Source organism: Pectobacterium carotovorum (assembly GCA_016415585.1).
Lineage (GTDB): Bacteria > Pseudomonadota > Gammaproteobacteria > Enterobacterales > Enterobacteriaceae > Pectobacterium > Pectobacterium carotovorum_K.
Map to the genome: position 1 here is coordinate 2,088,944 of CP066552.1, position 25,050 is coordinate 2,113,993.

Here is a 25,050-nt window from a genome sequence, read left to right on the forward strand (position 1 = left end):
TTTTCTTTGGCTATTGCAGATGAACGTCACTCTGCGGAATACAGCTACAGCTAAGAATCTCGCCGTTTTGCCTGATGGCATTTTGCTTCAGTGCGGAAACTTCTCCGCTGACCAACGTCAATTTACAGCAACCGCACAGTCCTGCCCGACAAGAATAGGGGATTCGAATACCCTGTTGTTCCAATTGTTCCAGTAAAATCTGCTGATTGTTCCCTTGTAACGATTTTCCCTGATAGTGGATGGTGACGGCCTGTTCGCTTTTTTCGGGAACCACAAGGTTTTCGACTACCTGACCGGAACCATAAGGACGCGGCGGTTTGGTCGCTAAGACTTCCAATGTGTCGCCCACGCGAATGATGCCCGTATTTCTGGCGACCAAATTTTGCCCAAAATCAACGTCGCCGTTCTCGGCAGTACGGAAAGATTGCAGCGTTGCCAGTGGTTCTCCTGACGGATGCTTACGGCCACGTTCGATGCTGACGGTGGTGAAAATGCAGCGGCTACAGGGTTTGACGACGTCAAAAATAACCTCGCCAATCCGAATGGTCTTCCAACTGTCTTCGGCAAAGGCTTCCGCGCCCGTCACGACCAAATTGGGGCGAAACTGTTCGATTTTAATGCCGGCGGAACAGCGCTGGCGTAGCGCCTGAAATGAGGCATCATTAATTAACAGAAACGGATAGCCGTCGGCAAATGCTAAAGGAACGTCTGGATAATGTTTAACTCGCCGCGATGGCTCATTGCCCACCCAGCGAAGCTGTACGGCACGCTGAAAATAGTGGCTTAACCAGACATTGATGGCTTCAGGAGCGACGAGTGCCGTAAAGTGCGTCCCCCAGACTTCTGTCGGCTGAGGTGTTTCGGTGAAGTCGGCAAAACGTATAGTGGCCGTTTGACCATCCGGCGCAGCAATAAACAGTCCATCGGGTAACAAGGCGGGGGTAAATAGCACCATCTGCGGATACTGGCGGGCAGTAATAAATGTGCCATCCGATTCGGTAATCATGAAGGCACGATCGTTCGCCAAACCGCTGACAGACGCCATCGCGTGGGACAGTTGTAGCCCCCGCATCGATTTTACTGGATGAATATAAAGCCGCGTTACGCCAATCACTGACCTGTTCCTTGCCAAAGTAAAACGGCAACTTTATGACAAGCGTCTCGGATTAGCTATAATGCGCCTCAATTTCTTTTATGAATCTATTTTTTGGTGATAGTGACGACATGAATGCTTTGTTTGCCAGTACGGCGCGGGGATTGGAAGAGTTATTAAAAAGCGAACTCGAATCATTGGGTGCGCAGTCCTGTGCGGTTGTGCAGGGCGGTGTCCATTTTGAGGGTGACAATCGCCTGCTGTACCAGAGCCTGCTGTGGAGCCGTCTGGCATCGCGCATTCTGCTGCCGCTGAATGAATTCAAGGTACACAGCGATCTGGATTTGTATCTGGGCGTGCAGGCAATTGACTGGTCAACGATCTTCAGCATCGATAAAACCTTTGCCGTGCATTTTACCGGTACCAATGAAGATATCCGCAACAGCCAGTACGGTGCGTTAAAAGTCAAAGATGCGATTGTGGATAGCTTCACGCGCAAAACCGGGCAGCGGCCAGATGTGGCGAAACAGCAGCCGGATATTCGCGTTAACGTCTTTTTACAGCGTGATATGGCCAGCGTTTCGCTGGATTTAAGCGGTGATGGCTTACATCAGCGTGGTTACCGCGATCTGGCCGGACTGGCGCCGCTAAAAGAGAACTTGGCGGCGGCGATTGTGTTGCGTTCCGGCTGGCAGAGCGGCACGCCGCTGGTCGATCCGATGTGTGGTTCCGGTACGTTGCTGATCGAAGCGGCCATGATCGCATCCGATCGCGCGCCCGGCTTGCATCGCACGCACTGGGGATTTAACGCCTGGTTAAAGCACGATGCCGAACTGTGGCGCGAGGTGACCACGGAAGCGCAGCAGCGTGCTAGCCAAGGCTTGCAGACGACGACGGCGCGTTTCTTCGGATCGGATAACGATCGTCGAGTGATCGAGATTGCCAAAGCTAATGCGCGTCGCGCAGGCGTTGCCGAACTGATTTCTTTTGACGTGAGGGATGCTGCGCAGCTAAAAAATCCACTGCCGGAAGGCCCGAAAGGTACGGTTGTCAGCAACCCGCCTTACGGTGAACGTCTGGAAAGTGAGCCCGCATTGATTGCCCTGCATAATATGCTGGGCCGTAAGATGAAAAGCGACTTTGGTGGCTGGCAGCTCTCGCTGTTCAGTGCCTCGCCGGAACTGCTGAGCTGCCTGCAACTGCGTGCCGAGCGCCAATTCAAGGCGAAAAACGGCCCGCTGGACTGCGTACAGAAAAATTATCAACTGGCGGAAACACAGGGTGGGGCTGCGGGGGAAATCGCAGAAGACTTTGCCAACCGTCTACGCAAGAACCTGCGCAAGCTGGAAAAATGGGCGAAGCAGCAGGGGATTGAGTGCTATCGCATCTATGATGCCGATCTGCCTGAATATAATGTGGCGGTTGACCGCTATGGCAGTTGGGTTGTCGTACAAGAGTATGCGCCGCCGAAAACCATTGATGCGCAAAAGGCGCGTCAGCGCCTGTTTGATGTGATCAACGCGACGCTGAGCGTACTGGAATTACCGTCGAACCGTCTGGTGCTGAAAACGCGCGAACGTCAGAAAGGTAAAAACCAGTATGAGAAACTGGCGCAGAAAGGTGACTTCCTGCTGATGGAAGAGTTTGGCGCCAAGCTGTGGGTCAACCTGACCGACTACCTCGATACCGGCCTATTCCTCGACCACCGTATCGCCCGAAAAATGCTGGGTGAGATGAGCCGTGGCAAAGATTTTCTTAACCTGTTTGCCTACACCGGCACGGCGAGTGTGCATGCTGGACTGGGCGGTGCACGTTCAACGACCACTGTCGATATGTCACGCACCTATCTGGAATGGGCAGAGAAAAACCTGCGGGTGAATGGTCTGACCGGGCGTCAGCATCGTCTGATCCAAGCAGATTGCCTGTCATGGCTACATAACGGGAACGAGCAATTTGATGTGATCTTCATTGACCCGCCGACTTTCTCTAACTCAAAACGAATGGAAGAGTCGTTTGATGTCCAGCGCGATCATCTGGCTCTGATGAAAGATCTCAAACGCCTGCTGCGTCGTGGCGGCACCATCATGTTCTCGAACAATAAACGCGGCTTCCAGATGGATACCGCTGGTCTGACTGCGCTGGGGCTGAACGCCAAAGAAATTACCGCACAGACCCAATCGCAGGATTTTGCCCGTAATCGTCAAATTCATAACTGCTGGCTGCTAACGCATGCCGGTGAGGAAAAGTAACCGATGTCTTTAATCAGTGTTTCAGGTGCGTGGCTGTCGTTCAGCGATGCGCCGCTGTTGGATAACACCGAACTCCATATCGAAGAAAATGAGCGTGTTTGTCTGGTTGGCCGTAACGGCGCGGGTAAATCGACCCTGCTGAAAATTCTGGCCAAAGAGATCCCGCTGGATGATGGTCGTATCACCTATGAACAAGATCTGATTGTCGCGCGCCTGCAACAGGATCCCCCGCGTGATGTTGCTGGTAGCGTCTTTGATTTTGTTGCTGAAGGGGTCGCCGCACAGGCGGATCACCTGAAAAACTATCACGCCATGCTACGTCTGGTAGAAAGCGATCCGAGTGAAAAGAACCTGAATCAACTGGCTAAGTTGCAGGACGTTTTGGAGCATCAGGGCCTATGGCAATTGGAAAGTCGCATTCACGAGGTGCTGGAACAGCTTGGTCTGTCCGCCGATGCGCCGCTGGCTTCGCTTTCCGGTGGCTGGCTGCGTAAAGCTGCACTCGGCAGAGCGCTGGTGAGTTCACCGCGTGTGCTGCTGCTGGATGAACCAACTAACCATCTGGATATTGAGACGATTGACTGGCTGGAAACCTTCCTGAAAACGTTCCAAGGCAGCATTGTCTTTATCTCCCATGACCGCTCGTTTATTCGCAATATGGCGACCCGCATTGTCGACCTCGATCGCGGAAAACTGGTTTCCTGGCCGGGTAACTACGATAAGTATCTGGAAGGGAAAGAAGAAGCGCTGCGGGTGGAAGATCTGCAAAATGCGGAATTCGATCGCAAACTGGCGCAGGAAGAAGTGTGGATCCGTCAGGGCATCAAAGCCCGCCGTACCCGTAATGAAGGACGTGTGCGGGCACTGAAGGCCATGCGCCAGGATCGTGCGCAGCGTCGTGAAGTGATGGGCTCGGCGAAAATGCAGGTTGAAGAAGCTGCTCGCTCTGGCAAGATTGTGTTTGAGCTGGAAGACGTGAGCTACCAGATTGACGATAAGATACTGACCCGTAATTTCTCCGCTCAGGTACAGCGCGGCGACAAGATTGCGCTGGTGGGGCCGAATGGCTGCGGCAAAACCACACTGCTAAAATTAATGCTGGGTGGGTTAGAACCGGTCAGTGGACGCGTGCACTGTGGCACGAAGTTGGAAGTTGCCTATTTCGATCAGCACCGTGCTGAACTCGATCCAGAACGTACGGTGATGGACAACCTGGCAGAAGGCAAGCAGGAAGTGATGGTCAACGGCCGTTCACGTCATGTGCTGGGCTATTTGCAGGACTTCCTGTTCCATCCGAAACGCGCCATGACGCCGGTAAAAGCGCTGTCGGGTGGGGAGCGTAACCGCCTGCTGTTGGCGCGTTTGTTCCTCAAACCCAGTAACCTGTTGATTCTCGATGAACCGACCAACGATCTGGATGTGGAAACGCTGGAATTGCTGGAAGAGTTAATCGAAAGTTATCAAGGAACGGTTCTGCTGGTCAGCCACGACCGTCAGTTCGTTGATAATTCGGTTACCGAATGCTGGATCTTTGAAGGCGAGGGCAAAATTTCTCGCTTTGTCGGCGGGTATTTTGATGCGCAACAGCAGCGTGCAACGGCGACACCACTGCGAACGACGGCTGCATCGGCGGTAACAGCGCCAGCGGCGACGGTGAACACCGCACCGTCCGCTAAACGAAGCACGGGGAAATTAAGTTATAACCAGCAGCGCGAATTAGACCAATTGCCGCTGCGTCTTGAGCAACTGGAGCAGGAAATTGAGTCGCTGCAAGCGCAAATGAATGACGCCAGTTTCTTTAACCGCCCACGCGAAGAGACGCAGCAGGTTTTAAGCGCTCTGGCGGAGGCGGAAAGCGCGCTGGAAACCTGTTTCGAACGTTGGGAAGAGCTGGAAGCACAGAAAAACGGCTAATTCATTCAGATTTCTGGCAAGCTTATTTCTCGAACTAGAACGGTGATAATGGGATAGAAGAGTAAAGCGTTTGCGCCATGGACAAAAACGTCAGGAACGTTTTTGAACGTCGCTAGCGACGGCCCTGAAAGGGTGAATCTCAGGGATGAGATTCATATCTGCGCAATCCGAGCGTACAGGGACGTATTTACAGCGTCTTTACGATCTACCCATTATCACCGCACGATGTACTTTACCTGTGCACTTATGGCATTGGTGACGATGCTTTCAGTCAGAAGCTGACGAATTTTGAAGGAGAGAACGTGTGTGTTCCCATCACGATCGGCATGACTGTAATCTTCAACACGAGCATCACCATGATGACTATATGCTTTGCCCGCAGTGCGACCTGCTGGTGGAGTTACCTGAGCTATTACACGGTCAGAAGGCGACCTGCCCACGCTGTAAAACCACGCTAACCAACCACCAGACGGAACCGCGTAAACGGCCAGTTGGCTACGCGGTGAGCGCGCTGGTCATGCTATTGCTGGCAAACCTCTTCCCCTTCGTTTCTATGCGTGTAGCGGGAATCACCAGCGAAATTACCCTGATACAAATTCCTAAAGTGATGGTGGCGGAAAACTACGCCAGCGTCGCGACGCTGTTTATGCTGTTTGTTCAACTGGTTCCAGCTTTCAGTATGGCGACCCTCATTCTGCTTTGCCTACACGCTTCGCTGCCGCTGGCATTGAAAAAAAGCATGGGCAAAATGCTGTTCCACCTCAAAAGTTGGGGAATGGCAGAGATTTTTCTTGCTGGCGTGCTGGTCAGCTTTGTCAAACTGATGGCCTATGGTGATATCGGCATCGGCACCAGCTTTATGCCTTTTGTCCTGTTCTGTCTGCTACAATTATTGGCCTTCCAAAGCCTCGATCGCCGCTGGTTGTGGAATGACATCGTGCCGCCGCCCGCGCTGCCTGCGCCACCGGCTCTGGGACAAAGCGGGCTATCGCAAGGGCTGCGTTTATGCACATGTTGCACCGCCATTCTGCCAGCTAACCAGCTAATCTGTCCGCGCTGCCACTCACGCGGACATGCCCGCAAGAAGCACAGCCTGCAATGGACGCTAGCCCTGCTGATTACCTCCATAATGCTCTATATCCCCTCGAATTTGATGCCGATCATGGTGACAGAAGCCTTCGGCGATCGCATGGGATCGACGATCATGGCGGGCGTTATCCTGCTGTGGGGTATGGGGTCTTATCCTGTCGCGCTGGTGATTTTTGTCGCCAGCGTCATGGTGCCATCGCTAAAAATGCTGGCGCTAGGCTGGCTTTGCTGGCAGGCCAATCGCAAAACCAAGAAAACGGAAGATAGCGAGCGGATGCATGTCATCTATGAGATGGTTGAGTTTGTTGGGCGCTGGTCGATGATTGATGTATTCGTTATTGCCGTCCTGTCTGCGATGGTGCGCATCGGTCGGCTGATGAGTATTTATCCCGCCATTGGGGCGGTGCTGTTCGCGGCTGTGGTGATTCTGACCATGTTTGCCGCGATGATGTTTGATCCCCGCTTGTTGTGGGATCGTCGCGATGATGTTCTTCATAAGGAGCCTGCCGTTGGCGAAAGATAACCATGCCATTGCGGATGTAGAAACGATTAAACGCTGGTCGCCGGTCTGGATTGTGCCGATTGTCACGGTACTGATCGGTGCCTGGATACTGTTTTACCATTTCAGCCATCAGGGGCCGCAAATTACGCTGATTACCAGCAACGCCGAAGGTATTGAAGCGGGAAAAACCAACATCAAAAGCCGTAACGTGGACGTCGGGATCGTAGAAAGCGTGGTGCTGAGTGACGACCTCCATCGGGTGGAGATTAAAGCACGACTGCATGACGGTATGGGTAAACTGCTCAAGCAGGACTCTGCTTTCTGGGTGGTGAAGCCGCAAATTGGTCGCGAAGGGGTTTCCGGTCTGGGGACGCTCTTATCCGGTGCTTACATTGAGCTACAGCCCGGAGCCAGTAAAAATGATAAAAGCGAGTTTACCCTGCTGGATGCGCCGCCGCTGGCTTCGCCGGATGCGAAAGGCATCAGGGTGATACTAGACAGTGAGCAATCCGGGCAGTTGAATGCGGGCGATCCCGTTCTGTTCCGCGGCTATCGGGTGGGGTCGGTGGAAACCAGCGAGTTTGATCCGAAGGCGCGCAAGATGCGCTATCAGCTGTTTGTCTCCGCGCCGTATGACGGCCTGGTCACGACCAATGTTCGTTTCTGGAAAGACAGTGGCGTCGCATTCGATATGTCGGCACAGGGTATGCGTGTCGAAATGGGCTCGCTGACTACGTTATTTAGCGGTGGCGTCAGCTTTGATGTTCCCACTGGATGGGAATTGGGGGATGCCGCCCAGACAATGGCGCAGTATCGGCTCTTTGATAGCCAACGTAGCATTCAGGACTCGCTGTACACCGAATATAAAGAATATCTGCTGTTCTTCAGTGAATCGATCCGTGGTTTACAGGCGGGGGCACCGGTTGAATTCCGCGGCATTCGACTGGGAACGGTTGCTGAAGCGCCATTTTTCCCACGCAATATGCAGCAGGACCTGGATGATGACTATCGAATTCCTGTGCTGATACGCATTGAACCAGAGCGTTTTGCGAAAAGGATCGGGGACTCATTCGACATAGAACAGCACTTGAAACAAGCGCCATCACAAGGGTTACGCGCGTCACTGAAGTCGGCAAACCTGATCACTGGAGCACTTTATATCGATCTCGATTTTTATCCGAAAGAGAAGGTTAATAAACAGCTTTATGTTTTTGATGGTTATCCGATCCTGCCAACGATTGACGGTGGCCTGTCTCAGATTCAGCAGAAGCTGATGGCGGTGCTAGATAAGGTGAATAACCTGCCGCTGAACCCGATGGTCAATGAAGCGACGAAGACACTGGCGGAAAGTCAGGCAATGCTGCGTGAAATGCAAAAAACACTGGCGACGTTGAATAAGCTGACATCTAGCAAAGCAATGCAGGATCTGCCAGAAGATATGCAAAAAACCTTGCTTGAATTGAATCGCAGCATGAAAGGCTTCCAGCCCGGTTCACCGGCGTATAACAAGATGGTGGCGGATATGCAGCGTTTGGATCAGGTGTTGCGGGAGCTACAGCCCGTGTTACGTACCCTGAACGAGAAAAGCAACGCCTTGGTGTTTGAGGCGCAGGGGAGTCAGGATCCTCAGCCGAAGAGGGCAACACAATGATTAAAGGATGGACGCTGGCGATGGCGCTGGTACTGAGCGCATGCAGCAGTAGCAATATCCAGAAAACGTATTATCAGCTACCGACAACCGCGAACACTAGCACGGTGCAGACCGCGATGACTCAGGGGCATCCGCTTTGGGTTGAACATGTCAGCGTGGCGGACTATCTCGTCAACGCAGGGTTGGTCTACCAGACTAACGATGTGCAATATGTCATTGCCAGTAACAATCTGTGGGCGAGCCCGTTGGATCAACAATTACAGCAGGTGCTGGTGACTAACCTGGGGCTGAAGCTGCCCGGCTGGGTCGTGACCACACAGCCGCAGGGAAGTGAGCAGGCAGTGCTGAACGTGGTGGTAACGGGTTTTCACGGTCGTTACGATGGCAATGTTATCGTGCGTGGTGAATGGATGCTGACCTATCAGGGGAAAGTGGTTAAACGCCCCTTTAGCGTGATGCTGCCACAAACAGAAGATGGTTATGACGCGCTGGTAAGAACGCTGGCGCAAGGTTGGCAGCAGGTTGCCCAGTCGATTGCTCAGCAGGCAAGTACGCTTAACTAAATATTACCCATGCTGAGTATTATCCGAGCATTATTTGAAACAACTACGGTTCCAAGAAAATCAGGCCTATAAAGATGTAATGCTTTGATTGCATTGCATTTTTATAGGTTTTTTACTTTTTTCAATCAGTTAAGTTTTTCCCCTTTTTCGTGGGGAAAATTCCTATTTTGGATCACAAATATGACACTGGCGTGAATTTTTCGCCTTGACCTTTGGTTTAATAATCGGTATTGATATTATGTGATTGCTTATAAAGTAATCATTGTTTTCTTTCCACCAGATAAATAATGAGGGAAATAAGGCATGAAGAGACAGAAACGCGATCGCTTGGAACGGGCTCATTCACGTGGTTATCAAGCAGATATTGTCGGTAGACCAAAGGAATTTTGTCCTTATCAATCAATTAATGCCCGGTCTTACTGGTTGGGAGGCTGGCGAAAAGCCATGGAGGACAGGGCTGTTACCGCTTAGCGCGCCTTGTCATTAGAGGGAACGCCTCCGCTTCTGCGGAGGCTTTTGTTTTTTAAGGGCTAAATACCCTGATTCTGCATCTCTCTCTGTTCAATCGACACAGAGGTCAACTGACGGAAGCGAACGACAAATACATGAGCCTCGCATGACAAACTGGGGCTTTATTGCTTTTGTAACGTCATTTACGCATTTATTTCGCTTTCGATCATTTTTCGCCAATTTATTATTCGTTATTGCTCGATTGTGGTTTTAAATTGAGCGAATAAGGTAATTTTTCATTATTTTTTGTTAAAAAATCTATCATTACTACCTGAATGGTATGGCTCAAGGCGCCAATGTAGTGTAATTTTTTCCTCGGAATTTTCTGAAAAGCAGTTAGAGATTAGAGAGAAGAATATAGTGAAATTACGAACCAGAATTGCACTGCTATGCGGTACGACCTTGTTAGGAATGCTAATTTTATCTGCGGTGGCGCTGAACACACTCTATAACACGATGATGAGTGAACGCACTGGCCAGCTCTCTACGCTGGTTGAACTGGCTCATTCTGCGGCACAGAAGGCGTATGAACTAGAGAAAAGTGGCCAACTGTCGCGTGATGAAGCAGAGAAAGAAGCCAAACGGACGATCGGTAGTTTCCATCAGGGCGATCGCTATTTCTTCGTGCGCGGCTACACCAATGACGTGAACTATGTGCACCCGAATCCTAAGCGTATTGGCATCGTCGATGCGAATGGCGGTAAAGAAGCCGGAGAACGCTACCGTGCTTCGCTTCAAGGCAATACGATTGGCACGGTGATCGCAGAAGGGACGCGTCCAGGTCAGCAGAATAAGGTTGAGAAGCTTTATGCTGTCATTAAATTCGAGCCTTGGGACTGGACGATTGGCTACGGTGATTACATTGACGATATTCAGCAGACGTTCTGGCACAATGCGCTGATCCTGCTGTCGTTAGGGTTGATTCTGCTGTTAATCATTTCCGCATTTGCATGGAATATGTTGCGTACGCTGATGCGCCAGCTTGGCGGCGAGCCGCAATATGCGGTGGATGTCGTGCGCGAAATCGCAGAAGGTAATTTACGCGTTGACGTTGAAACAAAGCCGGGCGATCAAACTAGTATTCTCTATGCTATTCGCGCGATGCGCGACAACCTGTCGCATCTGGTTAATCAGGTTCGCAGCAGCACAAACTCCATTGCCACGGCTTCGACGCAGATCGCATCGGGTAACGGTGATTTGTCTGCTCGTACCGATTCGCAGGCCAGCGCATTAGAGCAGACGGCAGCGGCAATGGAACAACTGACGGCAACGGTGAAACAGAATGCGGACAATGCGCGCTACGCGAATGAACTAGCGGTGTCGGCGTCGGATGTGGCAGTGCGCGGTGGGGATGTTGTCAGCCGGGTTGTCGTGACGATGGATTCCATTAGCTCATCATCGCGCAAAATTGTGGATATCATCGGCGTTATTGACAGCATTGCTTTCCAGACGAACATTCTGGCGCTGAATGCGGCGGTGGAAGCGGCGCGTGCTGGTGAACAGGGGCGTGGTTTCGCCGTGGTCGCGAGTGAAGTGCGTACGTTGGCGCAGCGCTCGGCATCCGCAGCCAGAGAAATTAAAGGTTTGATTGATGATTCCGTTGCCAAGGTGGGCGAGGGCACGGATTTCGTGAAACAGGCTGGCGATACCATGAGTGAAGTGGTTGAAAGCGTACATCGTGTCACGTCGATGATGGGCGAAATTAGCGTGGCGAGTGCAGAGCAGCGTTCCGGTATTGAGCAGGTCAATCTCGCGATATCGCAGATGGATCAGAGTACTGAACAGAATGCGGCGCTGGTTGAAGAAGCGCTGGCCGCGGCAAGATCGCTGAGTGAACAGGCACAGGATCTATCACGCACCGTTGAACAATTCCGCGTTGATGAGTCTGCAGGCAGCTATCTCGTGCTGAGAGCAAGATAATTTACGCTTAATCGTGCTGTAGCAGCGTGGCTTAACGTTTTGATAAGCCACGTTGTTTATGTCATTGATACATCGTTATCGTGATTATTTAAAAAATGTTCTGAATATCTTTTCTTTTAAGGTTAGTGAGGGGCGACTGAGGCTATCGATTCGGCTGATGATGTTTTTTTCCATTTCCTGGGCTTCTTGAGATGAGCGTAAACTGTAATATTCACCAACTTTAAATATTGTTATCGTCAACGTGAGCCCGACTTCTGATGCAACTAACAGTTTAGCAATTCCGCCGCTCGCCTCTATATTAGAGTCACCTAGTGTAGCCATTATCATTACGGAGTAATAAACGCAATTCAGATAAGTGTTAAAGATATCTTTTGCATAGTCATAAAAACCAGACAATGAATAAAAATCATAATCTAATGATGCATTTACCTCCCTTATTCCTGATATCATTACTTCATTTTGGTCTACTGTGGCAAGAAAAAAATAGCAGCCAGAATAAAAGGCAGCGATGGTGATAAAAAGAAATTTAAGTTCTTTTATTGATATTTTTGGATCACTTACTCTCTTTGTTACATTGAGTAGAATGATAAACATATACAGATATAGAGATAATGTTCCTAACAATAAGAAAATTTTAAATAAATTATTATTAGCATAAGGAATGCATAAGGAGATAATGAAGATAAATAAAATAAAAAATAAATTTTTTGAATATATTTCTTGAGAGTTTCCCATGATGATCTCGATAGTGGCTAGTATGCTAGAGTTTTAGCAGAGATGTCGGAAATTATATATCTTATAGACTAAAAAGAGATTGTTAATGTGTGAGGAATTGGTTCGTGGCGTCCTGTCGTTCGTCCAGCGGCTCACGTTGGCTGCTGCGTGTCAGGTACTAGTTACGACTTTCCCCGAACAGCAAAATGAATTGCAGCAACTAGCAAAAGGGTTGGGTCAGAGCCTGCGCTAGATGGGGTCTGAAGCCCAACCGTACGAAAACGTACGCTAAGTACGTTTTTTAACCAAGATGGCGTTTTTTATTCTCATGGCAAAAGGCGGCTATAAAGGCCATTCATCGCTCTTTTCTGCTTGCTTAAGTGGCCTTTAGCTGTCCTTTTGTTACCTGTTCCGCAAGCGTAAATGTATAGTACCCCAGCATATTGATATGAGCATGCCGCAGTAGCGAAAGCCGGACTTCATCTGACCATAATTGGCACGTTGTTCCGCGTTTAAAAAATCTGCTGGCAAAAGTGCCTCCTTGGCTACGGATCACATACGAATAAATAAAATGAGAAGTTAATCAGACTGTTTCAGATATTGATACAGCGTTTCACGACTAATACCAAACTCGCGGGCAAGCTGGGGTTTTTTCTCACCATCCGTTGCTCGCCGTCGAACTTCAATTTGTTGTTCTGAGGACAGTGATTTTTTCCGTCCACGGTAAGCTCCACGCAGCCTGGCTAAAGCGATCCCTTCACGCTGACGTTCATGGATTAAAGAACGTTCGAACTCGGCAAAAGCCCCCATCACTGAGAGCATCAGGTTTGCCATTGGTGAATCTTCGCCAGTGAATGTCAGGCATTCTTTAACAAATTCGATACGCACTCCCTTATGGGTAAGCTTTTGTACCAGACGGCGCAAATCATCCAGGTTACGAGCCAGCCTGTCCATACTATGAACCACCACGATGTCTCCATCACGCACGAATGACAACAGTGCATCCAGTTCTGGCCGCTGAGTATCTTTACCCGATGCTTTATCGACGAAGACTTTATCCACCTGAGTTTGATCCAGTTGCCGTTCTGGATTCTGGTCAAAGCTACTTACCCGAATATAGCCAATACGTTGACCTTTCATACGCCTCCAATACTGAATGTGTCAGGAAAGAATCCATGACCTTTCATTACTTGTGTCAATAAATGAACAGAGTAACTTTATTTTGACAGTTTTTCCGCTTCTGCCTTGAGTAACAAATGAGGTAAATAGCAAGAAATTAAACTGTTAATTAATTTATTATTGTAAATAAATGGTGATCCGTTATGATTTTCATACAATCGTCAAACACTTCATCTGCCTTGGAGGATAGTGGTAATTTATCTAAGTTTGATCCTGCAACGTTTGATGAATTTGCAGGGCTTTATGAAAAAATGCTCTCATGGCCTTACCGTAAAATAAAACGGTTCAGCCGGCGACAATCAGTCGCTGGCTGAATGATGAAATTGACCGTTGCGTATCATGTTAAATAACTCAATACCTGCCAGTATCGTCTGTGCACACCGGAATGATTCGAATTCCAGCATTGGGCTGGATAGTTCAAAAAACGTACCTATCGTACGTTTTCGTACAGTTGGGCTTCAACCCCTAGAATCACGAAATAGAACTCTTAATTAATGAACCCGCTGCATGGCAGAAAAGCGCTTTTCGTGCGTTGTGCGATAATCACTGTAGCGCCGTCTATAATAATAACGTAATGTGATTATTATTCATTCCATGCAGTACAGATCATGCGCATCCATCTTGCGATTGACTACACCAGTGACTACGTTTTTTGGCCGATATTCAGGTTGGATGGAACGCTGTTGGCAGTTGAAATGATCAGCCATTTTAATGGGCTTTCTGGCAAGTTGAGTATGCCTGCCGATATTCTCCTTATGCAGTTAAGCCCACAACAACAATATGATTTTATTTGTGAACAGCTGCTTTTTATCAAAGATAAATCCGCATGGTTTATTGATAACCACATTCAGCTAGTGCTGAAGGTAGGGCGTCAAATAACCGAAATGTTAATTAAATCCGACGTGCTGCGCGGTGAAATCAAACACCTCGATTTTGTTTTGTTGGAGATTAATGAGCTTTTCCCCCAGCTATCGCAGGGCAAAGAAAATGCCGCGCTGTTGAATTTGAGCCAATCCGTTCCTTTATGGCTGGATAATTTCGGTTCTGGCAAGACAACGCTGAAACCTTTGCACGATGGGCTCGTTCGTGGCGTGAAATTGGATCGTCAGTTCATCGGGCAGCTTTTATCGCGCCCGGCCAATACGCTGATGATGGAACCGTTACTGCGGACGATTAAAAACAGTTATGCAGGTATCAGTATTGTTGCCAAGGAGATCGATACGATGGCTAACCTGAATAAAATGAGACTGCTGAACATTGATGCCGTTCAAGGACAGATGTGGCCTGCCGTACATTTTGACAGGCTTGAGCAACGCACGGCACTTATTGGCTGACTTAATCGCGCCAACCGTCTTCGGGGGCGAAGGGCTTCCTGAATACCGATCGTGAAAATAATACCCCTGCGTTTCCTCCGTGTTAATTTCAGTGCCATCCCTCTACACTTTCTATCTACCCGTTAATTGTTGTGTGGTGAGCGCGTGGCTCTCTTCACCTGAATAGAGTGGTATTAGGGAGACAGGATGCAGCAGACGCCATTATTCAAAAATCATTATTTTGACCAACTTCCGGGGTTCTATACCGCGCTACAGCCGACGCCGCTGCATGGCGCTCGCCTGCTTTATCACAGCGAGGGATTGGCCGCGGAACTCGGTCTGTCGTCTGACTGGTTTACGCCAGAACAGGATGCCGTCTGGAGCGGCGAGCGTTTGCTGCCGGGAATGGCACCGCTGGCGCAGGTTTATAGCGGTCATCAGTTTGGCGCGTGGGCCGGTCAGTTGGGTGACGGGCGTGGCATCCTGCTAGGGGAACAACAGCTGGCAGATGGCCGCAGTATGGACTGGCATCTGAAAGGCGCGGGGCTGACGCCATATTCGCGCATGGGCGACGGTCGTGCGGTGCTGCGCTCAGCAATACGCGAATTTCTGGCCTCGGAAGCGATGCACCATCTGGGAATTCCCACCACGCGGGCGCTGACGATTGTTACCAGTACACATCCGGTCCAGCGTGAGCAGGAAGAAAAGGGGGCGATGCTGCTGCGCGTGGCAGAGAGCCATGTGCGCTTCGGTCATTTCGAGCACTTCTACTATCGCCGCGAGCCAGAAAAAGTGCGTCAGTTGGTGGAGTATGTGATCGCCCGCCATTGGCCGCAGTGGGAAAACGACGAGCGTCGTTATGAGCTGTGGTTCGGCGATGTGGTAGAGCGTACTGCCCGTCTGATTACACACTGGCAGGCCGCTGGTTTTGCGCACGGCGTAATGAATACGGACAACATGTCGATTCTGGGACTGACTATCGATTACGGCCCTTATGGCTTTTTAGATGCCTATCAGCCCGATTTCATTTGCAATCACTCCGACCATCGCGGGCGCTACGCGTTTGACAATCAGCCTGCCGTGGGGCTGTGGAATTTGCATCGTCTGGCGCAGGCGCTGTCGGGGCTGATGGACACGGAAACGTTGGAACGTGCGCTTGCACGCTACGAACCGGCGTTGATGCAGCACTATGGCACGCTGATGCGCGCTAAGCTGGGCCTCTTTACCGCAAGTTCTGAAGATAATGACGTGCTGGTCGGGCTATTGCGTTTGATGCAGCAAGAAGGCAGCGATTACACCCGCACGTTCCGCCTGCTGGCAGACAGCGAAAAGCAGGCATCGCGCTCGCCACTTCGTGATGAATTCATCGACAGGGCTGCGTTCGATAGCTGGTTTGCGACCTATCGCCAGAGGCTGATGCAGGAAGAGCAGGGCGATGAGGAACGTCGTCGGTTGATGAATGCAACGAACCCGAAATATATTCTGCGTAATTATCTGGCACAAATGGCGATTGAACGGGCGGAAAGTGATGACATCAGTGTGCTGGCGCGTCTGCATCAGGCGCTGTGCCAACCGTTTGATGAACAGCCGGAGAAGAACGACTTAGCGGCGTTACCGCCAGAGTGGGGTAAGCATCTGGAGATTTCCTGCTCCAGCTAGGCTAGAGCAGGGATGACAGACTATTGCCGCAGATAAACCTGCGGAATGGTGTAGTCAGGGTGTGAACCGACGCTGAGATCGGCGCGATACCAGTGGGTCAACGTCTCGGCCTGTAGCACTTGCGCAGGCGTGCCTTGTGCGACTAGCTTCCCTTCATGCAGCAGCAGAATGCGGTCGGCATACAGCGCGGCCAGATTCAGGTCGTGCAGGACGCAGCATACGGATAACGGCTGTTCGCGTGTAAGCTGCTTGAGCAGCCGTAAGAGGTGCTGCTGGTGGTAGAGATCCAGCGCCGAAGTCGGTTCATCGAGAAATAACCAACCCGGCGTCGGCTCTGGATGCCACAGCTGCGCCAGCACGCGAGCCAGTTGCACACGCTGTTGCTCCCCGCCGGAAAGCTGACGATAGTCGCGCGTAGCCAGTTCCAGACAGCCCGTTTGCGCCATGACCTGCTGAATAACATCATCATTTTTCGGGTAGCGCCCATGCGGGGAACGCCCCATCGCAACGACATCCCGTACGCTAAACGCAAACGCCATGCCGCTATGTTGACGCATCACCGCACGCGTTTTTGCGAGTGCGCCGGGCTGCCAGTGTGAAAAAGGCTGTCCGGCTAACAGGCACTCGCCTTCATCTGGCGTCAAATAACCGGTCAGTAAGCGGAGCAGGGTAGATTTCCCCGCACCGTTAGGGCCGATAATCGCGACAATTTCCCCACTGTGCAATTCCAGAGAAACGTCATCCGTCAGGTAGCGTCCGTTGGTCTGAAAGCGTAGATGACGTGCGACTAACGTCCGGTCGTACGCTGAGTCAGTCATTTCCCCGTCCTTTATGCTGAACGATCAGCCATAAGAAATATGGCCCGCCAATCAGGCTGCTTAACAACCCAACGGGCATTTCTGCCGGAGAAAGCAGCGTGCGTGCCAGCGTATCGGCAAACAACAGCAGGCAGGCACCGCCGAGGATAGAACCGGGAATGAGCCAGCGATGGTCGGCACCCAGATGCATGCGCATCAGGTGTGGAATGATAAGCCCGATAAACCCGATCACGCCGCTGACCGCCACTGCTACGCCAACCAACAGCGAGCTGAGCAGCAGTAGCGTGTACTTGGTGCGTTTCACGTTGACGCCAAGGTAGTGCGCCTCTTCGTCCCCTAATTGCAACACGTTCAGACGGTGCGCGTAGTATAACGTGGCGATCGTGGCAGGGATGACCAACGTGCTGGCAACCAGCAGCATGGGCCACTGTGCCTGTCCAAGGCTCCCCATTCCCCACAGTGAGAACTGGCGCAGTTGCTGATCGGTGCTGATGTAGGTCAACACGCCGATGAGGGCAAGGCACAGTGCATTGAGCGCGATGCCTGCCAGCAATAATCGCGTTAATCCACCCTGTTCGGAGCGGCTGAGGATGAAAATAATCGCCGTAATTGCCAGACTACCCGCGAAAGCGGCAAACATCGGGCCGTAAAGCGCCAGCAGCGGGGGAAGGCCTAGCGGCAGCACAATGGTTAGCGCGACGCAGAGTGCGGCACCGCTGCTGATCCCAAGCAGGCCAGGATCGGCGAGCGGATTGCGAAATAACCCCTGCATAATCGCGCCGGAACAGGCCAACGCGCCGCCGACGAGGATCGCCAGCAGCACACGGGGTACGCGGATATTCAACCAGATATGCCAGATTGGATCGTCAAGCGGCGTTTGCCATAACATCTTGAGCGATAGGGTCAGCGCGCCCATGTTGGCGGCACCGACCATCAGTGCCACCATCAGTAACAGCAGTGCGATCAACCACGTGCGCGGGTGAAAGCGTGACGTCATTTGATCGCTTCGGCTGTCTGACGCAGCGTTGCCATCAGCGCTGGCGTTTCGAGCGTGAAGCCCAGCATCGCCATGTCATCGACCACTAACAGACGCTTGTTTTTACCCGCAGGCGTCAATGCCAAACCGGGTAATTTCCAGACCTGTGCTTCACCACCCAACGTTTTCAGCCCCTGACTGGATATCAGAATCAGATCCGGCGCACTGGCAATCACGCCTTCCTGTGACAATGGCTGGTAGCGCTCAACGTTTTGCATGGCATTTTTTAATCCGGCACTGCGGATAATCGTGTCTGGCGGACTATTTTTACCCGCAGCCAGTGCGGTCATGCCGCCGTGGCTGAGAACGAACAGCACGTTAACCGGCAGCGGTGAGGTTTTGACTGCCGCCAGTTGCTGCTGATAAGTTTCCGTCAGTTTTTTACCTTCTGCGTCTTTTCCTAGCGTCTGAGCAATGGCCCCGATTTTCTTCGGCACCGCATCCAGCGATGGCTCGGCGGTTACATGAACCACTTTTGTGCCGCTGTCCGCTACCTGCTGCAGGATGAGCGATGGCTGGGACAGATCGCTGGCGAGAACCAGTGACGGTTTCATGGCCAGAATACCTTCCGCGTTGAGGTGGCGCATGTAGCCCACATCAGGCAGTTTCTTCACGGCTTCCGGGTGCAGACTGGTGCTATCACGCGCAACCAGATCTTTCTCCGCGCCCAGCGCATAGATGATTTCCGTGACGTCGCCGCCGATAGAAACGATACGTTCGGCAGCAGACACCCCCAGCGGGAGTGTCAATAGCAGGGGGAATAGCCAGTTTTTCATGCGGCGAGATCCTTATGCGGTTTTAGGGCATCGATCTGGTCGCGCCACTGCTGTTGTTCCGGCGTGCCTTCGGTACGTTGCCCAAAGAGTTGTGCAATTTGAGAGCCGTCTGCGGCATAGAGTTCGAGGCTGGTCACAATACCGTCGGCCGTCGGTTTACGCGTGATCCAACTTTCAGCGATCGCGCCTTCGATCAGATGCAGGGTGAAATCTTTATTAAAGATGTTAATCCATTCCGCATGCTGCTCCATACGCTCTACACGCTCAAGCGTACCGGTGAAGATTTGCACACAGCCACGGTTACCGACAAATACCATGATCTCGTTCTGATCTTCACGCGCGGCAAACAGAATCTGTGACAGCGCATCGTTTTCTACGCGGTAGGCCAGATCGTCAGCGACCGAGTTAAACGCCTGCTGACGCGTCAGGTTATAGCGCTTGAGCAGAATGAAGAAATCATGCACATCCGTCATCGCACGCCAGTCTGCTTCAAGCTGAGGATTATGGGCAACGACCGGCTCGGCGGCTACGCTGTTTGCTGGACGAAGTGCCAACGCGGGGTTGTCGCTGCTGGTAAATTTCTCAACAAATAGCTGCCAGGCGTCCATGTCTGTGGTGTCGGTCGTGTAGACCTTCAGAATGGCATCACCTTGATGATCGAAAAATTGAATGCTCTGGCGCTCACCGCGTGCGGTATTTTCACGCAGCGCAAAGGCGGAAGCCCATTGAGAAAGGAACAAACGCAGATCTAACTCGCGCGGGTTGAGGATAAGACCAGCGTGCCCATCAAGCGTCTGGTTTTGATAGTAACCGGTATGCTCATGCACGGCGTATTCGTTGCGCGTGATCGACTTGGTATTACCAACCTGCTCCAGTGCACTAAGCCAAACTTTGGCATCACCCTGTAGACGCTGTGCATCGTGTCCGACGCGGGCGTGAGTTAATTCCGCTTCACTGATGCCGAGTTGTGCAGCCAGATCGCGTGCGTATTTACGCGGATGTTCTACTTTAGCCTGGAGGTATTGTTGGTAAATGGACGTCTGCATCTCGTTCCCTTAATCGTTGTCGTGTTGATTATAGCAATGAATGAGAATCATTTTCATGTAACAAAAACGCAACCTCAAGTGAAGTTTTCTTAATAAGTGGAATAAGAAGAATCGTAAGAGGTATTTACGTGCTGCGAGATAGCGAGATGGGCGGGGGAAAGCAGGAAAATGGCTGACACACTACCGGGGAAGGTGAGTGTGCCAGCGTATATCGGATTAAAAACGACTGTCGACGGCGTCTGCCAGACGTGCCAGCAGCGTTTCGGTATCCTGCCAGCTCAGGCACGGATCGGTAATGGATTGCCCATACGTCAATGCCAGAGGATTGATCGCCGGCTGGTTGCCTTCGATTAAGAAACTTTCCGCCATGATGCCCGCAATGGCGCGTGAACCCGCGCGAATTTGCTGGCAGATGTCATTGGCAACGTCGAGCTGACGGCGATGCTGTTTCTGACAGTTGGCATGACTAAAATCGATCACCAGATGTTCGGGCAGCGAGAATTCACGCAAATGATCGCAGGCGGCGGCGATATCTTCCGCGTGGTAGTTCGGTTTTTTCCCGCCACGCATAATAATGTGGCCAAACGGGTTGCCCTGCGTTTTGTAGACCGACATGAAGCCCTGCTTATCCGGCGAGAGGAACATGTGCTGGGCGCGAGCGGCACGAATGGCATCGACGGCAATGCGTGTATTACCGTCTGTGCCGTTCTTGAAGCCAACAGGGCAGGACAGCGCCGAGGCCATTTCCCGGTGGATCTGGCTTTCGGTAGTTCTCGCGCCAATCGCGCCCCAGCTAATCAGGTCGGCGATATATTGGCCAGTGACCATATCGAGGAATTCCGTCGCGGTCGGCAATCCAAGCTGGTTGACGTCCAGCAGCAGGCGGCGTGCAATTTCCAGCCCTTCATTCACCTGGAAGGTTCCATTGAGTGCCGGATCGGAAATGAGTCCCTTCCAGCCCACCACCGTGCGCGGTTTTTCAAAATAGGTGCGCATGACGACTTCCAGTCGATCCTGATACTGCGTGCGTAGTGCAGCCAGACGGCGCGCATAATCTAACGCGCTATCGGTATCATGGATGGAACACGGGCCAACCACGACGAGTAAACGGGGATCTTGACCGGTTAGAATGGCTTCAATTTTCTTGCGTGACGAGGTGACATTTTCGGCAACGGCAGGGGTAATCGGGAGTCTGGCGAGTAACGTTTGAGGCGTAACCAGACTCTCGATGCGCGCGCTCCGCAGTTCATCTGTTTGCAGCATGTTTTATCTCTGAATACGGTCAAGCCGAAAACCTGTCGTCACCGAAATGCATGGACATGACAGTGTTTTCAGACAGCGTTTTCAGGCTATGTTTCCGACTAAAAGGTTGCTTCGCAGCGGCGAAATGCCGGGAAGTGATGGTGCACACAATAAACGAAATGGCGCACATTACAACCGCATCAGAATAAAAAATCTATCATGTACTAGTACATTCTCCGACTCATGCCGAGAATGTCGATGATTTTGGCGGAAATTTCCTCAACGGAGTAATTGGTGGTATTGAGATATTTAATCTGATGTTTGCGAAATAGCGCTTCAACTTCACTGAGTTCCATGCGGCACTGGCGCAACGAAGCGTAGCGGCTGTTGCCCCGACGCTCTTCCCTAATGGCCGCCAGCCGTTCGGCATCAATGGTGAGCCCGAATAGCTTGTGCTGGAAAGGTTTTAACGCGTCAGGCAGGCGCAGGTTATCCATATCATCGGCAATAAAAGGATAGTTGGCGGCGCGAATGCCGAACTGCATCGCCAGATACAGGCTGGTCGGCGTTTTACCGCAGCGTGACACACCCAGCAAAATAACCTGTGCCTGATCGAGGTTGCGCAGCGAAATGCCATCATCGTGCGCCAGCGTATAGTCGATGGCGGCAATACGGGCGTCGTATTTGCTTAGGTTATTGGCCGTCAAACCGTGAGTGCGGTTGGCAATCGGCGTAGGCGGCGTGTTCAATTCTTCCTGCAAGGGGGCAACCAGCGCCTGTACGATGTCCTGGCAAAACCCGTCGCTGCTGGTAATAATGTTACGCACGGTCGGCGTGACGATGGAGTAAAACACCAGCGGGCGCACACCGGTTTGCTGATATAGCGTATTGATTTGCTCACATACGGCTTTGGCGCGAGCTTCACTTTCCACGAAAGGTAAGGTATAGCTAACCGTGTTCACGGGGAACTGGGATAACACCGCATGACCCAGCACTTCCGCCGTAATGGCTGTACCGTCCGAGACATAAAATACGTTCCTTTCCACATAACCCCCTTGTGATATTTCCGACAGCTCGAACACGTTAACCTCGTCAAAAATTGCGTTTCAAGAATACTTTTATTAAAACGCCATTTCATTATCTTCATGATAAAGAATGCTAATCTCCTACGATATTGGATTTTTACCGCGTTAAGCAATCATTCGCCGTGAAATCAGTTTTTTTTCATAGGTTGATCGATTCACCTGTCCATGTTCATCAAAACGCTATGTTAACCTGATTGCGTTGAGGCGATTCTCAACCGAACTCTTTCATACCCTAATTGTATGCAGAAAGGATTATTTTCGATGTCCAATAACGGCCCTGATTTGCGTAATGTCCTTTGGTATAACCAGCTCGGTATGCACGACGTTGAAAGGGTGGGGGGCAAGAATGCCTCTCTGGGTGAAATGATCACCAACCTTTCAGGATTGGGCGTAGCCGTTCCCAACGGTTTTGCGACAACGGCGCAGGCGTTTAATGATTTTCTTAATCAAAGCGGGATCAACCAGCGCATTTATGAGCTGCTCGATCGCACCGACATTGACGATCTGAGTCAACTGGCGAGCGCCGGTACGCAGATTCGCCAGTGGATTATTGATACGCCATTCCAGCCGGAGCTGGAAAAGGCAATCAGTGACGCCTATCAGCAACTGGCCGACGGTGAGAAAGACGCCTCGTTTGCCGTGCGTTCTTCCGCCACGGCAGAAGATATGCCGGATGCGTCCTTTGCCGGCCAACAGGAAACCTTCCTGAACGTGCAGGGCATTGACGCGGTGATGGTGGCGGTGAAGCACGTGTTTGCGTCGCTGTTTAACGATCGTGCGATCTCCTATCGTGTACATCAGGGGTATGACCACCGTGGCGTGGCGCTGTCGGCGGGTGTGCAGCGCATGGTGCGTTCCGATCTGGCCTCCGCAGGCGTGATGTTCACCATCGATACCGAATCCGGTTTCGATCAGGTGGTGTTCATCACCTCGGCTTACGGTTTGGGTGAAATGGTGGTGCAGGGTGCGGTGAACCCGGATGAGTTCTATGTTCACAAACCGACCTTGCAGAACAACAAACCGGCGATTGTGCGCCGTAACATGGGATCGAAAAAAATCCGTATGGTGTATGCCGCGAGCCAGGAACATGGCAAGCAGGTGCGGATTGAAGATGTGCCGACAGAACAAACGACACGTTTCAGTCTGACGGATGACGAAGTGCAGGCGCTGGCACGTCAGGCACTGATGATTGAGAAACACTACGGCCGCCCGATGGACATCGAGTGGGCGAAAGATGGCCACACGGGCAAACTCTATATTGTGCAGGCACGCCCTGAGACCGTACGTTCCAACGGCCAGGTCATGGAGCGTTATCACCTGCCTGCCAGTGGCACGGTGCTGGTGGAAGGCCGTGCGATCGGCCACCGTATCGGTGCGGGCGAAGTAAAAGTGATTCAGGACATCAGCGAGATGCACCTGATCAACGCGGGTGATGTGCTGGTGACTGACATGACCGACCCAGACTGGGAACCGATCATGAAGAAAGCGGCGGCGATTGTTACCAATCGCGGCGGACGTACCTGCCACGCGGCGATTATCGCACGCGAGCTGGGCATTCCGGCTGTCGTGGGCTGTGGCGATGCGACCGAGCGTTTGCGCAAAGGGCAGAAAGTGACTGTGTCCTGTGCGGAAGGCGACACCGGTTATGTGTATCAGGATCTGCTGGACTTCTCCGTGAAGAGTTCACAGATTGATGAAATGCCTGAACTGCCGCTGAAAATCATGATGAACGTAGGTAACCCTGACCGTGCATTTGATTTCGCCTGCCTGCCAAACGATGGCGTCGGTCTGGCGCGTCTGGAATTCATCATCAACCGCATGATTGGCGTACACCCGCGTGCGCTGCTGGAATTCGACCAGCAAGCCCCTGAGCTGCAACGCGAGATCAAAACGCTGATGCAGGGCTACGACGATCCGGTGGAATTCTACGTAGGTCGTCTGGTGGAAGGGATCGCGACGCTGGCAGCGGCATTCTCGCCGAAGCGCGTTATTGTCCGTTTGTCCGATTTTAAATCGAACGAATACGCCAATCTGGTCGGCGGTGAACGCTATGAGCCGGAAGAAGAAAACCCGATGCTGGGCTTCCGCGGTGCAGGCCGCTACGTATCGCCGGACTTCAAAGCCTGTTTTGCGCTGGAATGTGAAGCGGTCAAACGCGTGCGTAACGTGATGGGCCTGAAGAACGTCGAGATCATGATCCCGTTCGTTCGTACCGTGGCGCAAGCGGAAGCGGTGATTGCCGAACTGGCGAGTCAGGGTCTGCGCCGTGGCGAAGACGGCCTGAAAATCATCATGATGTGCGAAATTCCGTCCAACGCGCTGTTGGCCGATGAATTCCTGCAACACTTTGATGGCTTCTCCATCGGTTCAAACGACATGACGCAGCTGGCGTTGGGTCTGGATCGCGACTCTGGCGTGGTATCGTCACTGTTTGATGAACGTAACGATGCGGTGAAGGCGCTACTGTCGATGGCGATTAAAGCTGCCAAGAAACAGGGTAAATACGTCGGTATTTGCGGTCAGGGCCCGTCAGATCACGAAGATTTCGCGATCTGGCTGATGGAACAGGGCATCGATAGCTTGTCGCTCAACCCGGACACCGTGGTGCAAACCTGGCTGAATCTGGCGGAGCACAAGTAATCCGCACTGTGGGTGTCTGATATCCGTAGTCATCAGCCATTCAGGTTGTTG

At 51.8% G+C, this 25,050-nt stretch carries 20 protein-coding genes; 11 read left to right on the forward strand and 9 right to left on the reverse strand.

Going from position 1 to position 25,050, the window contains the following annotated elements:
• Nucleotides 1-10 precede the first annotated feature (10 nt).
• Nucleotides 11-1,114: an MOSC domain-containing protein gene (locus JFY74_09275; protein QQG30185.1), complete on the reverse strand. Its 1,104-nt coding sequence runs from the start codon at nt 1,112-1,114 to the stop codon at nt 11-13.
• Nucleotides 1,115-1,224: 110 nt separating this feature from the next.
• On the opposite strand from JFY74_09275, the gene rlmKL reads away from it, so the two are divergent.
• From rlmKL to JFY74_09310, 7 genes are all read left to right on the forward strand, one after another.
• Nucleotides 1,225-3,342 carry a bifunctional 23S rRNA (guanine(2069)-N(7))-methyltransferase RlmK/23S rRNA (guanine(2445)-N(2))-methyltransferase RlmL gene (rlmKL, locus tag JFY74_09280; protein ID QQG30186.1) on the forward strand — a complete coding sequence of 706 codons (2,118 nt, stop codon included), beginning with the start codon at nt 1,225-1,227 and terminating at the stop codon, nt 3,340-3,342.
• A 3-nt stretch (nt 3,343-3,345) separates the two neighbouring features.
• Nucleotides 3,346-5,256 carry an ABC transporter ATP-binding protein gene (locus tag JFY74_09285; protein QQG30187.1) on the forward strand — a complete coding sequence of 637 codons (1,911 nt, stop codon included), beginning with the start codon at nt 3,346-3,348 and terminating at the stop codon, nt 5,254-5,256.
• Nucleotides 5,257-5,560: 304 nt separating this feature from the next.
• Entirely contained in the window at nt 5,561-6,868 is a 1,308-nt protein-coding gene (pqiA, locus tag JFY74_09290; GenBank protein QQG30188.1) for a membrane integrity-associated transporter subunit PqiA, read from the forward strand.
• Nucleotides 6,855-8,498, forward strand: coding sequence for an intermembrane transport protein PqiB (gene pqiB / locus JFY74_09295; GenBank protein ID QQG30189.1), 1,644 nt, complete (start codon nt 6,855-6,857; stop codon nt 8,496-8,498). The genes pqiA and pqiB overlap by 14 nt, the downstream gene beginning before the upstream one ends.
• The gene (gene pqiC / locus JFY74_09300) at nt 8,495-9,061 is read left to right on the forward strand and encodes a membrane integrity-associated transporter subunit PqiC (GenBank protein ID QQG30190.1); all 567 of its coding nucleotides are present in this window, start codon (nt 8,495-8,497) and stop codon (nt 9,059-9,061) included. The genes pqiB and pqiC overlap by 4 nt, the downstream gene beginning before the upstream one ends.
• Before the next feature lie 303 nt (nt 9,062-9,364).
• Nucleotides 9,365-9,532 (forward strand): ribosome modulation factor, encoded by a 168-nt coding sequence (gene rmf, locus JFY74_09305; GenBank protein ID QQG30191.1) that lies wholly within the window; start codon nt 9,365-9,367, stop codon nt 9,530-9,532.
• A gap of 399 nt (nt 9,533-9,931) precedes the next feature.
• Complete coding sequence (locus JFY74_09310) at nt 9,932-11,491, forward strand: cache domain-containing protein (GenBank protein QQG30192.1); 1,560 nt, start codon at nt 9,932-9,934, stop codon at nt 11,489-11,491.
• An 84-nt stretch (nt 11,492-11,575) separates the two neighbouring features.
• Here JFY74_09310 and JFY74_09315 read toward each other — a convergent pair whose 3' ends face one another.
• On the reverse strand, nt 11,576-12,226 hold the full coding sequence (locus tag JFY74_09315) for a hypothetical protein (GenBank protein QQG30193.1): 651 nt from the start codon (nt 12,224-12,226) through the stop codon (nt 11,576-11,578).
• Nucleotides 12,227-12,311: 85 nt separating this feature from the next.
• Here JFY74_09315 and JFY74_09320 point away from each other — a divergent pair, with 85 nt between their 5' ends.
• Nucleotides 12,312-12,458, forward strand: coding sequence for a hypothetical protein (locus JFY74_09320; GenBank protein ID QQG30609.1), 147 nt, complete (start codon nt 12,312-12,314; stop codon nt 12,456-12,458).
• A 326-nt stretch (nt 12,459-12,784) separates the two neighbouring features.
• Here JFY74_09320 and JFY74_09325 read toward each other — a convergent pair whose 3' ends face one another.
• Complete coding sequence (locus JFY74_09325; GenBank protein QQG30194.1) at nt 12,785-13,345, reverse strand: recombinase family protein; 561 nt, start codon at nt 13,343-13,345, stop codon at nt 12,785-12,787.
• Nucleotides 13,346-13,992: 647 nt separating this feature from the next.
• Between JFY74_09325 and JFY74_09330 the strand changes: the two genes are divergently transcribed.
• The gene (locus tag JFY74_09330; GenBank protein QQG30195.1) at nt 13,993-14,718 is read left to right on the forward strand and encodes an EAL domain-containing protein; all 726 of its coding nucleotides are present in this window, start codon (nt 13,993-13,995) and stop codon (nt 14,716-14,718) included.
• Nucleotides 14,719-14,904: 186 nt separating this feature from the next.
• Entirely contained in the window at nt 14,905-16,356 is a 1,452-nt protein-coding gene (locus JFY74_09335; GenBank protein QQG30196.1) for a YdiU family protein, read from the forward strand.
• A gap of 20 nt (nt 16,357-16,376) precedes the next feature.
• On the opposite strand, the gene JFY74_09340 is transcribed toward JFY74_09335, so the two are convergent.
• The 6 genes from JFY74_09340 to JFY74_09365 all read right to left on the reverse strand — a co-directional run bounded on the left by JFY74_09340 (nt 16,377) and on the right by JFY74_09365 (nt 22,320).
• Nucleotides 16,377-17,174 (reverse strand): heme ABC transporter ATP-binding protein, encoded by a 798-nt coding sequence (locus tag JFY74_09340; GenBank protein ID QQG30197.1) that lies wholly within the window; start codon nt 17,172-17,174, stop codon nt 16,377-16,379.
• Nucleotides 17,167-18,171: an iron ABC transporter permease gene (locus JFY74_09345; protein ID QQG30198.1), complete on the reverse strand. Its 1,005-nt coding sequence runs from the start codon at nt 18,169-18,171 to the stop codon at nt 17,167-17,169. Before JFY74_09345 ends, JFY74_09340 begins: the two co-directional genes overlap by 8 nt.
• Nucleotides 18,168-18,986: a hemin ABC transporter substrate-binding protein gene (locus JFY74_09350; protein ID QQG30199.1), complete on the reverse strand. Its 819-nt coding sequence runs from the start codon at nt 18,984-18,986 to the stop codon at nt 18,168-18,170. The genes JFY74_09345 and JFY74_09350 overlap by 4 nt, the downstream gene beginning before the upstream one ends.
• Nucleotides 18,983-20,032: a hemin-degrading factor gene (locus JFY74_09355; protein QQG30200.1), complete on the reverse strand. Its 1,050-nt coding sequence runs from the start codon at nt 20,030-20,032 to the stop codon at nt 18,983-18,985. Before JFY74_09355 ends, JFY74_09350 begins: the two co-directional genes overlap by 4 nt.
• Nucleotides 20,033-20,248: 216 nt before the next feature.
• A complete protein-coding gene (locus tag JFY74_09360) occupies nt 20,249-21,295 on the reverse strand; it encodes a 3-deoxy-7-phosphoheptulonate synthase (GenBank protein ID QQG30201.1) in 1,047 nt (348 codons plus the stop codon).
• Nucleotides 21,296-21,498: 203 nt separating this feature from the next.
• Nucleotides 21,499-22,320 carry a kinase/pyrophosphorylase gene (locus JFY74_09365; protein ID QQG30202.1) on the reverse strand — a complete coding sequence of 274 codons (822 nt, stop codon included), beginning with the start codon at nt 22,318-22,320 and terminating at the stop codon, nt 21,499-21,501.
• A gap of 300 nt (nt 22,321-22,620) precedes the next feature.
• Here JFY74_09365 and ppsA point away from each other — a divergent pair, with 300 nt between their 5' ends.
• Nucleotides 22,621-24,999: a phosphoenolpyruvate synthase gene (gene ppsA / locus JFY74_09370; GenBank protein QQG30203.1), complete on the forward strand. Its 2,379-nt coding sequence runs from the start codon at nt 22,621-22,623 to the stop codon at nt 24,997-24,999.
• The last annotated feature ends 51 nt before the right edge of the window (nt 25,000-25,050 follow it).